We start from the raw sequence: 15,108 nt of genomic DNA on the forward strand, positions 1-15,108 counted from the left end.
AAACTAAATCTCCTAAATTTTATGAATTGTTAGATACAAGGCAATCTGCGCTCCTGTGTATTTAAAATTAACAAGTTTAGAGTATGAGATATTTATCTCAACAGCTAATAAGTGAGATTAAAAATCTCATCCTCCAAGCTCCTATGATTGCAAATCTTAGGAGCATAAAAAACAGGCTCCTAAATTTAGAAGCCTGCTTGAATAATATTGTTATATCAGAAAATCTATTTGTAAATCTCTTTTTTACTTGCCAATAGAGTGTTTTGAAGCAATGAAACAATTGTCATTGATCCAACACCACCTGGAACAGGAGTAATAAATGATGCTTTAGGTGCTACCTCATCGAAGTTTACATCTCCTTTCAATTTCCATCCCGACTTGGTTTTATCAGACTTCACACGGTGGATACCTACATCAATAATTACAGCACCTTCTTTCACCATATCACCGGTAAGGAATTCCATCATACCTAAAGCCACAATTACGATATCCGCTTGACGGGTAATTTCTGCAATATTTTTGGTTCTGCTGTGACACAAAGTAACGGTGCAATCGCCATAAGCGGCTTTGCGCGACATTAGCACACTCATTGGTGTACCAACAATATTCGAACGACCAATTACCACACAGTTTTTACCTGATGTTTCAACATTGTAACGCTTCAGCAACTCAACGATACCTGCTGGTGTTGCAGGAAGGTAAGTTGGAAGACTAGCTACCATTTTACCTACGTTCATTGGGTGGAATCCATCAACATCTTTTTCGGGACGAATGGTTTCAATCACCTTAGTTTCAGAAATGTGCTTTGGAAGTGGCAACTGAACAATCAAACCGTCGATGTTATCGTTGTTGTTTACCTTACGGATTTCTTCTAAAAGTTGCTCTTCCGTAATGTCATCCTCGAAACGAAATTCTGAAGATTCGAAACCTACCGCATGACAAGCTTTCACTTTAGCTGCAACGTAAGTTTCGCTTGCACCATCGTGTCCAACAATCATAGCAGCAAGATGTGGTGTTTTTCCACCTGCTTTTTTAATTTGTTCTACTTCGGCTGCAATTTCCTGCTTCACCTCGTTCGAAATTTTTTTCCCGTCGATTAATTCCATGTCTGTTAGCTTTGTTGTTAATGTTAGTTCGATCTAAGTTGACACTGCAATTGACTACAATACAATTAGTTTTATCTTATAAAAAAGAAGTATCAAGAATAATATCGTATTTGCCTTTTATCTTGATACTTTGCACTTGATACTTTTTTGATTAATCCAATGTAATAATTAAAAATTTACAAGCTTCAATCAAATTCTTATATCAGGTACAGGTTATTTAAAAAAAATGCCTGACCGCAGAGTCAAGCATTTGGGGTTTTCAATTTATTATCTTCTGCGTCCCATGTTACCCATCGCTTTGGTCATGTTTCCGCCTTTAGACATCATTTTCATTAATTTCCTGGTCTCGTCGAATTGCTTAATCAGTCGGTTCACATCCTGAATGGTAGAACCGGAACCATCGGCAATTCTTTTTCTTCTCGAACCATTAATCAATTTTGGATCTTCACGTTCTGCGGGAGTCATTGAGAAGATAATCGCCTCAACACCTTTAAAGGCATCATCATCGATATCGATATTCTTTAATGCTTTTCCTACACCAGGAATCATAGAAGCCAAATCTTTAAGATTACCCATTTTCTTGATCTGAGAAATCTGAGACAAGAAATCGTTAAAGTTGAATTGGTTTTTGGCAATCTTCCTTTGAAGTTTCTTAGCCTCCTCAGCGTCGAATTGTTCTTGAGCACGCTCTACAAGCGATACGATATCACCCATACCCAAAATACGATCGGCCATACGTTCGGGGTGGAAAACATCAAGAGCCTCCATTTTTTCGCCTGTACCCACAAATTTAATTGGCTTGTTAACTACCGAACGAATTGATAAGGCAGCACCACCACGAGTATCACCGTCTAATTTGGTAAGAACAACACCATCGAAATTCAATCTGTCGTTAAACTCTTTGGCAGTATTAACCGCATCCTGACCAGTCATCGAATCAACTACAAAAAGAGTTTCGCTTGGATCGATTGCTTTTTTAACCGCTTCGATCTCATTCATCATGTCCTCATCGATTGCCAAACGGCCGGCCGTATCGACAATTACAAGATCATTACCCTTTTCTTTGGCTTCTTTAATGGCAGCTTGGGCAATTTTAACCGGATTCTTATTTTCTCTATCAGAAAATACCGGAACGCCGATTTGCTCTCCTAACACATGCAACTGATCAATCGCAGCAGGACGATACACATCACAGGCAACCAGCAAAGGATTCTTAGAGCGTTTTGCTTTTAACAAGTTCGCTAATTTCCCTGAGAATGTGGTTTTACCGGAACCTTGCAATCCGGCAATTAATATAACGGCAGGTTTTCCCTGAGTGTTGATATCAACATGAGTTCCACCCATTAACTCAGCCAGCTCATCGTGAACAATTTTCACCATCACCTGGTTTGGTTTCAGAGCAGTAAGTACGTTTTGTCCTAATGCTTTTTCTTTTACGGTATTGGTAAACGACTTGGCAATTTTAAAGTTCACATCGGCATCCAATAAAGCACGTCTTACATCCTTCAATGTTTCGGCCACATTGATTTCTGTAATTTTTCCTTGTCCTTTTAATATTTTGAACGACCGCTCAAGTCTTTCGTTAAGATTTTCAAACATTATTGTACGTATTTATATTTCCCTGCAAAAATAAAAAAATATGCGTAGAGCTAAAGTGAATCAGATAGAAAAGTCAAGAAAAGTGTAAACAAATTGAAATGTGGAATCTGAAGTCAAATAAATAAAACAAGCACAGGATGACACAGAGAAACATAGAGGTTAATTATTTCTCTGTATTTCTTCGTGTACTCTTTGGTTTATTGAAACCCCTCCTTATTTGAAACGCATCATACAACTAAGTATAAAGAAGCAGGAAGATTGGGTGAGGTAAAGAATACTAAAAAAGCAGATCCTCAATTTGAAGATCTGCTTTGCCATATCCTGTATTATAAAATTACATTCTTTCCGGAACACCAATTCCCAGCAGGCTCATGCCTGATTTAATTATTTCTCCGATTTGCTTAGATAAAACCAAACGGAAAGCTCTTAGGTCGGTATTTTCCTCTTTAGCAATTGGATGATCGTGATAGAATTGATTGTACTCTTTCACCAAATCGTATACATAGTTCGAAATTTGAGCAGGACTGGTTTCTTTACCCGCATCTTTAATCACAGTTGGGTAATTTGCAAGCATCTGAATTAAGAATGATTCCTTTTCGGAGATATTTAAATTAGATGAAGCCGCTTCGGGAATTTCAAAACCAGCATCAACTGCTTTTCTTACCACCGATTGAATTCGAGCGTAAGTATACTGAATAAAAGGCCCTGTATTCCCGTTAAAATCGATAGATTCCTTAGGATTAAACATCATGTTTTTCTTGGGATCAACTTTAAGGATAAAGTATTTTAAAGCACCCATAGCCACTTTCTCGAAAACATCTTCTGCTTCTTCTTCTGAGTATCCTTCGAGCTTACCAAGCTCTTTAGATGTTTCGCGAGCCGTATTTATCATTTCCTGCATTAAATCATCAGCATCCACAACAGTACCTTCACGCGATTTCATTTTACCTTCGGGCAATTCAACCATACCGTATGATAGATGCTGAATTTTATCGTGCCACTGGTATCCTAGCTTGCCAAGAATTAATGACAATACCTGGAAGTGATAATTTTGCTCGTTCCCAACCACATAAATGTGCTCGTCGATATTAAACTCGTCGAAACGTTCGAAAGCGGTTCCAATATCCTGAGTCATGTATACCGATGTTCCGTCATCACGAAGCAGTAGTTTGTGATCCAGTCCATCCGCTTCAAGGTTGGCCCAAACCGAACCAGTATCTTTTTGGTAGAGTACACCATCAGCCAATCCTTTTTCAACAATTGCCTTTCCTTGCTTGTAGGTATCTGATTCGAAATAAACTTTATCGAAATCAACGCCCATTTTCTTGTAAGTAATATCGAAACCTGCCAATACCCAATCGTTCATCTTACGCCAAAGTGCCACAGTTTCTTCATCGCCTGCCTCCCAATTGCGCAACATCTCTTGAGCTTCTAGTAATAATGGAGCTTGTTTCTTGGCTTCATCAGCATCCATTCCATCAGCAATTAAAGCTTCAATTTCTTTCTTATATTCCTGATCGAATTTCACGTAGTATTTACCTACCAAGTGATCACCTTTAATACCTGTTGATTCGGGAGTTTCGCCTTCACCAAAACGCATCCACGCCAGCATCGACTTACAAATATGAATTCCACGGTCGTTTACCAGGTTCACCTTGATTACTTCGTAACCATTTGCTTTTAAAATCTGGGCTACTGAATAACCTAACAGGTTGTTACGAATGTGTCCCAAGTGAAGTGGTTTATTAGTATTAGGAGATGAATATTCAATCATCACCTTCTTGGCACCTTCTTTTAAAGGAGTAAATCCGTAGTTTTCCGTCTTTACAGATTCATTCAGTACAGAAATCCAGTGTGAATTATCAATTACCAAATTCAAGAATCCTTTAACAACATTAAATGTTGATACCGCCTGTATATTTTCAGTTAAAAACTGTCCCAAATCATTTGCTGTTTCCTCTGGCGACTTTTTAGAAAAGCGCAGGAATGGAAAAACAACAACAGTTAAATCACCTTCGAACTCCCGCCGGGTTTTTTGAATCTGAACGGTTTTTTCCTCTATATCTTGTCCGTAACAAGAACTAACGGCTCCAACTACTTTGTCTTTAATAATACTTTCAATACTCATTTGGAAATTCTGTATTTCGAATTCTACTTAAAACTCTTCCTTAAAATAGGACCTATTATCCATTTACCATTCTCAAGCAAATTCAGTCGATATTAAGTCCCTCAATCTGAATCGGCAAAGATAATAGGATTAAAATGAATTGCTATCCGTAATATAAAAAAAGTCATTCACACTAAACATTATTCTGTCTCTCAAAAACAAGAATTTATTTAACATCAATATTAGAGACATTGTTTACCTTTGAAAAGTTATTATTTTCAAGCAATAGGATTGTATTAAATTGCGTTTAAATAATTGTTCCATTACTCTCTTAACCATAGATGGTTATATAATTGAAAAGAATCTAAACATTCAATATGCCCAAACGAATGAAGAAATGGCTCCTTTTGGTGATTTGCATTGCATTTGCGATACATGCTTACTCATTTTCTCACTACGCCCCTTCAGAAACAAAAATCTCCGATCTAAACAAATTGCTTGCTGAAGCTGAATCATTCTATTATAAAAACAATCCCAAAGCCTTACGAAGTGCAAAATTACTAGCCAATAAATCCTTGGAGCTAGAGCAAATGGATAAGTTTGCATTTGCCAACGAACTAATGGGAAGAATTTATATGCACCAAGGCGATCTTGAATTGGCTCAAAGTTGTTTCAATTCCTCATTTGATTACTGGGAAAGCGTAAGAGATACAGCTCGAATGAGCTTTTTATATGGCTATTTTGGCGAATTGAATTTCTTTAAATGCGATTACTCCAAAGCCAATCAGTTTTACAACAAAAGTTTAGATTTAAAAAAGAGCATTAAAGATACCCTTTCCTTTGCTTATAGCTTCAATGCCTTGGGAAATGTTCAATTTGAAACTTGTAATTACGACACAGCCTTAAGTTTTTATCAAAAAGCACTTCAGCTATACGAAAAGTATAATAATCTATCCGGAACGTGTTATTCCTTAAATGCGCTTGGCACCACTTACAAAGAAATAAACAATTCGGATTTGGCAAGCAAATACTTTAAAAAGGCACTAGCCATAGGTGAATCTAATAAGCTGGATAAAAATGTTGCATACAGCTTGAATCAACTGGCTTCGCTTCAAAACAATTTAGGAAACCGAAATACTGCAATTAACTTATACACCAAGTCTTTAAATTTAAATTTTGAACTTGGATCGAAAAATGGAATAGCCTCTGCTTACATGGGAATGGGAGAAGTTTTTCAATCCATGGCTCAAAACGACAAAGCCATTGAGTATCATCACAAAGCTTTGAAGCTTTTTAAAGAGTTGAAAGCAAAGAAAAACATTGCCAAATGCTACGAAAACCTTGGTTTGATTATTTATTCAATGCGAGATTATGCATCAGCAATCGAAAACTATAACCAATCCATAGAAATTTATCACAAAATAGGATATCTGAAAGGTGAAGCGAATGTATTAAGAAAAATAGGAAATGCCTATATTAAAGAGAATAAACTCAGCATGGCGCTCACCAATTACGAAAAATCCTTACAAATTCAAAAAAGCATCAACAACCAAAAGGGTATGGCATCATGTTATACCAATATGGGATTAATTCATGTCAAAAAGAAGAATTTTAATCAGGCAGAATATTATTTCAATCTATCGGTTAGAATTAATAATAACATCAGAAATCTTGGTGGCCTGGGTTCGGTATATAACAACTTGGCTGCACTTTACAAAGCTAAAAATGAAATAACTAATGCCATCCATTATTTGGAAAACAGCTTAAATCTTGCCAAAAAAATCAAGAGAAAAACTTTAATAGCAGAAAACTACAAAAACCTGTCAGAAATTTATGAGCAAACGGGAAAGTTTGATAAATCGCTTAATTATTATAAAGATTACGTAACAGTTTACAATCAATTGTATAATGCCCAAGCTGAAAATAGAATTGGTTGGATCCAAATGCAAAATGAAAAAGAAAAAAGAGAAAATTTAGTTCGCCTTCATGCAAAAGAACAATTTCTGAAAGAAGAAAAACTTAAAAAAGAAAGATTAACCAATACCTTTTTAGTCGTTATCGTTGGGCTAATTGTTATATTCTCGGGCTTTGTATACAGGTTTTATATCATTGTAAAAAAATCCAATATAAATTTAAATAAACAAATAGAAGAACGTAAAAGAGCAGAAGCTCTATTAGCCGATCATCAAAGAAACCTTGAAAGTTTAGTGAAAATTCGAACTCTCGAACTTTTACAAGCCAAAGAAAAGGCAGAACAAGCAGACCGATTAAAGACTGCATTCCTTGCTAATATGTCGCATGAAATTCGCACTCCAATGAATGCGATTATTGGCTTTTCAAAACTAATGTCCTTTACAAGTTCAAAAGCTAAACACGAGTATTATACCAACATGATAAATGATAATGGTCAAATCCTTCTTACATTGGTTAACGACATCATAGACATCTCGATGATCGAATCGAAGCAACTAAAAATTAAAAAGTCTAATTTCTATATATATCCTATATTGGAAGAACTTAGACAGATGTTTGAAGAAGAAAAATGTAAATCTGAGAAATCGGATGTTCAAATTAACCTGCATATACCGAAGCAAATAGAGAATATTTCTATACATTCCGACCAGATTAGGCTAAAACAAATTCTTATCAACTTACTTCGAAATGCCATGAAATTTACCGAAAAAGGTAAAATTGATTTTGGTATTGAGATAGTGGAAAACTATATTCGATTTTTCGTTAAGGATACTGGAATTGGTATACCTTACGAGGATCAGGCGTTGATATATGATCGTTTCAGGCAGGCCAGCAATAATGGGGTTCAGCACGGAGGAACAGGCTTAGGGCTTACCATTTCGAAAAACCTGACCGAACTTTTGGGTGGTAAAATTTGGTTTACCTCCGATCCGGATAAAGGGAGCGAATTTTATTTCGAGTTTTTGATTGATGATGACACGGTAATTCAATCCAAAACAGTAACAGAAGAAAGTAATCCACTTGATTTTTCAGGAAAAAACATACTTGTTGCAGAAGATGTTGAGTCTAATTTCTTATACATTAATGAAGTATTGAAAAAAGTAAATGCCAATGTAACATGGTCGCAAGATGGTATTGAAGCTGTTGAAAAATTTCAAGATGATCATTTCGATTTGGTTTTAATGGATATTCAATTGCCTAGAATAAATGGTTATCAAGCTGCCAAAGAAATCAAAAAACAAAATCCTTCGGTGCCAGTTGTGGCTCAATCGGCTTACGCATTTAGAGATGAAAACAACCAAATGAACGAAACTGCTTGCGATGCATTTATTTCCAAGCCATATACCGAAGAAGAATTATTAACAATCATCAGGAAAAATATGAATCTAAAGTTCTAACTGAACGCTTGTTAAAATATATACCTGTAAAAAACTATTTTTAGTGTCAATCTTATTTTGACACTATTTTTTTATCTAAAACTAACCAAACATGAGAAACCTAAATTTGTTAATGCTACTACTGGCAATTTACTTTGTCTCTTGCAAGACCAATTCGAAAAAACCTGAAAAACTTGACTATGCTCTTTGCATACATGGTGGGGCTGGCACGATTTTAAAGAAAAACATGACAGCTGAAAAAGAAAAACAAATTTACTCTAAGCTTGATGAAGCCTTAAGTATTGGCGATTCTGTATTAAGAAATGGTGGATCGGCTCTGGACGCTGTTGAATTAAGCATTCACGTTTTGGAAGATTCTCCATTGTTTAATGCAGGAAAAGGTGCAGTTTTTACAAACTCAGGTAAAAACGAATTAGATGCTTCCATTATGTGGGGAAAAGATTTAAATGCCGGAGCTGTTGCTGGTGTAGACGATGTAAAAAATCCGATTAGCGCAGCAAGAAAGGTAATGGAAAACTCAGAACATGTTTTATTAAGTGGTAAAGGCGCCTCGAAATTTGCAAAGCAACAAGGATTAAGCATAGTAGATAGCTCTTATTTTTACACAGCAAAAAGATGGGAATATCTACAGAAAATCCGAAGTAAAGAACAACAAATGAAGCAAAGCGATAGATATGGCACTGTAGGTTGTGTAGCACTAGATAAAAATGGCAATTTAGCAGCGGGCACTTCTACGGGTGGGATGACCAATAAAAAGTTCGGACGCATTGGTGATTCTCCGATAATTGGTGCTGGTACCTATGCAAACAATGCTACTTGTGCCGTATCGTGCACTTGTCATGGCGAATATTTTATTAGATTGAGTATTGCCAAAGACATTGCGGCCATGATGGAATATAAAAATATGAGCCTTGATGAGGCCACAAATGCGGTGATTGAAAAACTCAATCAAATTAATGGAACAGGTGGTTTTATATCATTGGATAAATATGGTAAACCAGCCATGAAAATGAACACCCCGGGTATGTATCGAGGCTACATAAACTCTAAAGGTGAAAAAGAAAAATACTTGTACAGGTAAGCGGAAATATTTTGCCGATTAATAATTTCATCCTAAATTAAGTATGGCGTAAATGTTATCAACTTTAAACCTAAAGCAACATGACGATAAATTTAAACGGTAAATGGAAGAATCAGTACAATTCAGAAATGGAGATTGCAATTGTTGACAATAGAGTTAGCGGTACATTTCAAACTGCAATTGGACAACCTAAATTTGAAGAAAAATTCCAGATCAGTGGCAAAATCAATAATAATGTAATTGCCTTTATGGTTGATTTTGGAAAATACGGATCGATTGCCTGTTGGACAGGACGTTTTGAACTTGATGAAATAGGCCCGGTTATACATACCATGTGGCACTTATCTCAAAGTGAAGGTAGCGACGAAGAACAACTCGCAAAAGCCATATTAACAGGTGTAGGAACTTTTAGGAAAGCTTAAAAACAAAAAGAGGAGTTTGGTCATCAAACTCCTTTTCAATTAGTTAATTTCAATATCTAAACTATCAATCTTTTCAAGTAAACCATGAGTAGATTTAAGCAAATCATCATATATTAATTTAAAGTGAGATTTAACCTCTTTGGCACTTTTATCTTTTAATCGATAATTAATCCTGGATATGTAATCATTTCGCTTTGTAACAGCATCATTCATTATTTCAAATACTTGATTTGAATTCTTTTCCCCGAAAAATTCAAGGTGAATCATTCCTCTCATTAAGATCTCATTAGTTAGAAAATTCACATCCTTTTTGAATTCTTTTTTGCTTGCCATAATCTAATTTTTTTTGATATAGGCTAAAATACAAATTATACTTAAAAAGCCATCAACTAATGATTGATTAAATAATGCGAGTTTTATTACGAATAAAATAATTTATAATGACTTTAATACTTAAATTTTGATGCAAACAAAAACTGATGGTTTTATAATTGGAAGCATACTTACAATTGCATAAACTGGCTAAATAAGCTTTATTTGTAAAACCTGAATTCGATAAAAATATTTATCTCAGAAAATCAGATTCATTAAAGCTTTGTTTAAAAAATCTGAAAGAATCCAAGGAAATTTTTAAGAACTTTTAATGTAAGAGTTTGATGAAAATGACCTTTTAAAAGCATATGACTGTCTTTGCATACTGTTACAATGTTTTAATCGAATTAGGCTAATTAATTATTTGATTTAAAGTCATAGAATTATGAACGAATGTTGCCAATATCTTTTCTTGCATAATAATAAACTTAAAGCTGTAGAAAGTTTTAAGGATAGTTATTTAAAGAATGGTACATCATTGTACGAAGTGGTTCGGCTATATAATGGCCGGGCCATTTTTCTATTCGAACATTACTCTCGTCTTTTAAGATCATCACAAAAAGTAGGTTTGAATATTCTTTACGATTTTACTCAAATTGAAGAGAACATTCAGCTTTTGGTTGATAAAAATGATTGTAAAGAAGGTAACATTAAACTGGTTTTTAATTTTAATTCGAAAGAAAAAAATTTCTATGCTTATTTTGTACGCCACTCTTATCCAACAAAACTACAATATCAAAAAGGAGTTAGAACCATTATACATCAGGCAGAACGACCTACACCAACTGCAAAAGTGTACAACCATAGTTTAAGGTCGAAAACCAACAATCTTATTGATGAAGCTAATATGTTTGAAGTACTACTTCTAAATAAACTAGGAAACCTAACCGAAGGCAGTAGGTCTAATTTGTTTTTCATTCAAAACAATGAGCTGTATACAGCACCTAACAATGAAGTACTTAATGGAATTGTTCGTGGAAAAGTTATTGAAATCGCCAATCAACTTTCAATACCAATTCACTTTATTTCCATCCCATACGAAGATCTTCCCAAATACGATGCAGCATTTTTAACGGGGACTTCACCAATGATTCTGCCAATAAAGAGAATTAATTCCTTGAGTTTTTCTGCTGATCATCCTTTACTCTCAAAGATTCTAAGTGAATACAGAAGGGTGGTAAATGAGAATTTAAGTATGGATAGCTAGTACTTGTATTAATTGCAAAACAATGATTTTCTTCTATTTCAGTTTCGGAAATCCAATCTCAGTTATCACTCCGGAAAAGTTAGATTTTGAGTCTATTATCTCATTAATCTTGTATGAATAAGTTCTGCCATTGGTAAGAACTTTATTCAAAAGTTTCATTCTGTCACAAGTAATTTGAAGCGAATTTCCTTTAATCAAGTCCGACACTGAGTTATTTATATCTATCTGTCTATTTACTAATCCATTGTCAATTATTTCGCACTTTAAATATCCATCCTTTTCCAAAACAAAACGAATAACCAACTTTCCTTTTTCCTTTAGTTTACTAATACCATATTTTATTGCATGTTCCAAAAATGGCTGAATCAACATTGGCGGGATTTGAACATCATGATTATTTATATTCTTATCAATGTTGATTTGGAAACTAAATTTATCTTCAAATCGCATTTGTTCCAGCTTTAAATAGATTTTCAGATATGCCAATTCTTCATTTAGAGATATCATGTTTTTATTGGCATTATTAATATTGTTTCTGAGCACCATCGAAAAATCTGATAAGTATTCTAAGGCTTTATCCTCCTCTTCTTCTAAAATATAGCTTTGTATGGCATTCAATGAATTAAAAATAAAGTGAGGATCTAACTGATATTGCAAAGCTTTAATCTTTAGGCCAATTACTCTATTATACTGTTTTGTTCTTTTTTTCTCTTCGAATCGAATTCTACGCTTGTATAACTTAATGCTATAATAAACTAAAAGACATAAAATAAATGATAAGATGAGCCCGAACCAAGTAGTTTTCCACCATGCTGTATCCAGAATTATATCTATTGAATATTTTAAAACCTGCCCGGAACTTAACTTACGCCCCTCTAATTCAAACACGTAATCTCCTCCTCTTAAATTTGAAAAAATTACTTCATTCGATCTTGTCCAATCCGACCAATTTTTATCTAAACCAAGCAACCTACACCTATATTTTACATTCTCCAAGTTATGACAATAAAACATTCCAAAGTGGAAACTTACATTGTTTTCATTATAATTCAGATATATCGGATTATTTGGAATTTTTGTCCACTTGTTTACCTCTGATTTCTTCGATTTCCAGCGATCCTGTCTAATTTTTACTCCAAATAAAGAAGGCTGATAGGATGTTTTATCAGCATCAAAATCCGAAGCTTTAATTTTCATTAAAGAATGATTTGAATGTACCCAAATACAGCCGTATTTATCTATTAACGACTCTTCACCTCGAAATACAACATCTTTAGGAGCATTCCAAAACCTGTATTTCACAACAGAATCAGGATGCCAACTTTCATATTCAAATCGGTGAACTCCTAAATTTGTTCCACACCAAATTGAACCATCCTGCAAATATTGAAAACCATGAATAGTAATACCCTCCAAACCATCGCTATTGTCTAATGAATCCTTAATAACCAATTGATTGCCTTCACTTTTTAATTTATACAGAATTCCATTATTTCCACCTGCAATAATGCTGGAATCAGGCAGAATTAGCATGTCATTAACAACATTATGAATTCCACAGTTATTCCTTCCAAACTTATATACTTTATCCTTATCAAATCTAAAAATCCCCTGATTATCGGTTGAAACCCACACCTTGGAATCAAACTCTATCATATTGGTGATTTCAACTTGCTGTCTTCCCGAAACAGTCTTATAAATCTGCTTTCTTGAATTGAAGCCCAAATCAGAGGTGACAAAATTTCTTCCATCATAATAAAATAGTTTATTATTAGAAAGAAGTATGAAATTTAAGGCTTTTGATATTCCCTTATAGCTTAGTTGAAATGTATTACTATTTATAGTAAAAAACCCATGATTTGTAGCCACCCAAATGATATCTCTATCTATCTCAATATCATTAATAATCACATATTGTTTTTTGGCCAGGGAAGGTAATTTTTCAAAGTCCTTAATGGTTAAAAAACTCTGAATCTTTTCATCTTTTATTCTTGCTACTCCATTACTACCAGCCAAAACAATCGAACCATCAGTTAGAGATATAAAATCTGCAACAGTACCAACTTCAGGCATCTTACTTTCCACACTAAAGATTGAAAAAATTGACTGTTTCAATCGAATCAGCCCATGATTTTTAGTTCCTAACCAAATATCATTTGTATGTTTGTGTTTAAAAATGGATTGCACAAAAACACTTCTTAATCCCCTTTCTTCTTGAATATCTTTACAGAATCCATCCTTTACAGACACTAACGTTCTAGATTCTATGTCATCCTTAAAATATCGCAGCAAAACAAATAACTCATCGTTATTAGACAAACAATTTAATACATCGCATTTGAAATTCTCTTTCTCCCTTTTTAAGATAATTTGATCTCCTATTCTGAGACTACCATTGTATTTCCTATTTACTTCAAGAACATTTTTCTTTTTAAATTCCCGCTTATAAATTCCTTTAAGATCAAAAGAATAGCTTCCCTGTTCTAGTTTTGGAAAAATAATTAAACTCCTACTGCTCAGTGATATTCTTGATACATCGAGACGATTAGAACCATTAACCAATGAGTAATTGAATAATTCGCCATCATTTTCCCTTACGAATACTCCGTTTGAAGCACCAACTACAATCGTTTTTCCGAAAGCTGAAACTGTTTGCATTTCAGCTTGAGAATTATCTTTGAAACCTCCCAACACTTTTAGTTTTTCTCCATCGAATTCACATATGCCAACCCCAGTAGCTGTAATTAGTAGATTACCATTTACATCCTCTGCCAAACATGTAACTTTCTCTCCTTGCAAGCGATCTAATTCTTTTCTGAATCTTATCTCATGTCCATTAAACTCGCATAAACCTACATCGGTTGCTAACCAAATGAGTCCACGAGAATCTTCAAAAATATAATTTACACAATTACTTGGCAATCCATTAACCTGAGTAAAATCATCAGTTCTACTATACCTTGCAAATGAGTTTAGTGCAAAAAATAGAATTAGATAAAAGGCAGTTTGCTTTTTGATTATTAGGCTCATAATGCAATGATACTAATTATCCAAGGAATTTTAAGCTGTCAAATGTGTCAAGTTAAATCAATTCAGTAATCACTACATTAAATAAAACTTAAAATCTTTATAAATCAAGCCCTGTAATAACAAAAACAAATATAACACGTAGACAGTGCTGATGTTCATTAATAATAACCGTTCATTAAAATAGAAGTTTTTACATTAATTTAACTTTGCCAAAATAGTAACCTCAACCAACTAAGTATGCTATTTAAACTCGAAAAAGGAAACATTGAAAAAGCTAGTCAAATATTTGAATACAATCAAAACTTCATCTATTCTGTAAAAGCAAGATTAAAAGTCCTTTATGCAATTAAGAAGGAGTTCAAACATATACCCGAACTCGATTGGCATTTTGAATATGATCACGTAAATGTAAACAAGAACAGACTAATTATAGAGTATAGGCAAGCTAAAAGTCATGATTTTTCATTCTTTTATGAGGTTCCATTATCCACGAATTTTGAGTTAGGTGTGTACTTTGCTAAATCATCGGTTCATTTTATTGATATCTACAATTTCTTATTGTCGAATAACACAATTAACAAAGATCAGTTTCAATTAAAGGCCGAATATCACAGCTTACCTCATCTTATTGTGAATAAAAAAACAAAGCGATATAATACTGGAATCCTTAATAAAATTAATAGTCATAATGATTTAGACACACTGCCTGTGGACCAGGATATAAAGGCTGAATTTGAACTAGGATTCCATTTTTTTAATCCTATTTTCAATCAAATACTAAGTCAATTTAAAATTTGATTTCGTACAACAGCA

10 protein-coding genes are annotated in these 15,108 nt (G+C 34.1%); 5 read left to right on the forward strand and 5 right to left on the reverse strand.

The window, feature by feature from the left end:
• Positions 1-224: 224 nt before the first annotated feature.
• From ACO05S_RS03525 to argS, 3 genes are all read right to left on the reverse strand, one after another.
• Complete coding sequence (locus tag ACO05S_RS03525) at positions 225-1,106, reverse strand: bifunctional 5,10-methylenetetrahydrofolate dehydrogenase/5,10-methenyltetrahydrofolate cyclohydrolase (RefSeq protein WP_421920167.1); 882 nt, start codon at positions 1,104-1,106, stop codon at positions 225-227.
• Between the two features lie 267 nt (positions 1,107-1,373).
• Positions 1,374-2,705, reverse strand: a complete 1,332-nt coding sequence (gene ffh, locus ACO05S_RS03530) for a signal recognition particle protein (protein WP_421920168.1) — start codon at positions 2,703-2,705, stop codon at positions 1,374-1,376.
• Between the two features lie 334 nt (positions 2,706-3,039).
• Positions 3,040-4,833 (reverse strand): arginine--tRNA ligase, encoded by a 1,794-nt coding sequence (gene argS, locus ACO05S_RS03535; RefSeq protein WP_421920169.1) that lies wholly within the window; start codon positions 4,831-4,833, stop codon positions 3,040-3,042.
• A 368-nt stretch (positions 4,834-5,201) separates the two neighbouring features.
• On the opposite strand from argS, the gene ACO05S_RS03540 reads away from it, so the two are divergent.
• From ACO05S_RS03540 to ACO05S_RS03550, 3 genes are all read left to right on the forward strand, one after another.
• Entirely contained in the window at positions 5,202-8,183 is a 2,982-nt protein-coding gene (locus ACO05S_RS03540) for a tetratricopeptide repeat protein (RefSeq protein ID WP_421920170.1), read from the forward strand.
• Positions 8,184-8,274: 91 nt separating this feature from the next.
• Positions 8,275-9,264, forward strand: a complete 990-nt coding sequence (locus ACO05S_RS03545) for an isoaspartyl peptidase/L-asparaginase family protein (RefSeq protein WP_421920171.1) — start codon at positions 8,275-8,277, stop codon at positions 9,262-9,264.
• 80 nt (positions 9,265-9,344) lie between these two features.
• Positions 9,345-9,686 carry an avidin/streptavidin family protein gene (locus tag ACO05S_RS03550; protein ID WP_421920172.1) on the forward strand — a complete coding sequence of 114 codons (342 nt, stop codon included), beginning with the start codon at positions 9,345-9,347 and terminating at the stop codon, positions 9,684-9,686.
• A gap of 39 nt (positions 9,687-9,725) precedes the next feature.
• Here ACO05S_RS03550 and ACO05S_RS03555 read toward each other — a convergent pair whose 3' ends face one another.
• Entirely contained in the window at positions 9,726-10,019 is a 294-nt protein-coding gene (locus ACO05S_RS03555) for a hypothetical protein (RefSeq protein ID WP_421920173.1), read from the reverse strand.
• A gap of 424 nt (positions 10,020-10,443) precedes the next feature.
• On the opposite strand from ACO05S_RS03555, the gene ACO05S_RS03560 reads away from it, so the two are divergent.
• Positions 10,444-11,265 carry an aminotransferase class IV gene (locus ACO05S_RS03560; RefSeq protein ID WP_421920174.1) on the forward strand — a complete coding sequence of 274 codons (822 nt, stop codon included), beginning with the start codon at positions 10,444-10,446 and terminating at the stop codon, positions 11,263-11,265.
• Positions 11,266-11,298: 33 nt separating this feature from the next.
• On the opposite strand, the gene ACO05S_RS03565 is transcribed toward ACO05S_RS03560, so the two are convergent.
• Positions 11,299-14,295: a sensor histidine kinase gene (locus ACO05S_RS03565; protein WP_421920175.1), complete on the reverse strand. Its 2,997-nt coding sequence runs from the start codon at positions 14,293-14,295 to the stop codon at positions 11,299-11,301.
• A 237-nt stretch (positions 14,296-14,532) separates the two neighbouring features.
• Between ACO05S_RS03565 and ACO05S_RS03570 the strand changes: the two genes are divergently transcribed.
• Positions 14,533-15,093, forward strand: a complete 561-nt coding sequence (locus ACO05S_RS03570; RefSeq protein ID WP_421920176.1) for a hypothetical protein — start codon at positions 14,533-14,535, stop codon at positions 15,091-15,093.
• Positions 15,094-15,108 lie beyond the last annotated feature (15 nt).

Origin of the sequence: Marinifilum sp. (assembly GCF_965230805.1) — a bacterium.
Taxonomy (GTDB): domain Bacteria; phylum Bacteroidota; class Bacteroidia; order Bacteroidales; family Marinifilaceae; genus Marinifilum.

Bases quoted from the DNA above. Each gene is read 5' to 3' on its own strand.
- ACO05S_RS03525 (WP_421920167.1), bottom strand. From the start codon at position 1,106: ATGGAATTAATCGACGGGAAAAAAATTTCGAACGAGGTGAAGCAGGAA.
- ffh (WP_421920168.1), bottom strand. From the start codon at position 2,705: ATGTTTGAAAATCTTAACGAAAGACTTGAGCGGTCGTTCAAAATATTA.
- argS (WP_421920169.1), bottom strand. From the start codon at position 4,833: ATGAGTATTGAAAGTATTATTAAAGACAAAGTAGTTGGAGCCGTTAGT.
- ACO05S_RS03540 (WP_421920170.1), top strand. From the start codon at position 5,202: ATGAAGAAATGGCTCCTTTTGGTGATTTGCATTGCATTTGCGATACAT.
- ACO05S_RS03545 (WP_421920171.1), top strand. From the start codon at position 8,275: ATGAGAAACCTAAATTTGTTAATGCTACTACTGGCAATTTACTTTGTC.
- ACO05S_RS03550 (WP_421920172.1), top strand. From the start codon at position 9,345: ATGACGATAAATTTAAACGGTAAATGGAAGAATCAGTACAATTCAGAA.
- ACO05S_RS03555 (WP_421920173.1), bottom strand. From the start codon at position 10,019: ATGGCAAGCAAAAAAGAATTCAAAAAGGATGTGAATTTTCTAACTAAT.
- ACO05S_RS03560 (WP_421920174.1), top strand. From the start codon at position 10,444: ATGAACGAATGTTGCCAATATCTTTTCTTGCATAATAATAAACTTAAA.
- ACO05S_RS03565 (WP_421920175.1), bottom strand. From the start codon at position 14,295: ATGAGCCTAATAATCAAAAAGCAAACTGCCTTTTATCTAATTCTATTT.
- ACO05S_RS03570 (WP_421920176.1), top strand. From the start codon at position 14,533: ATGCTATTTAAACTCGAAAAAGGAAACATTGAAAAAGCTAGTCAAATA.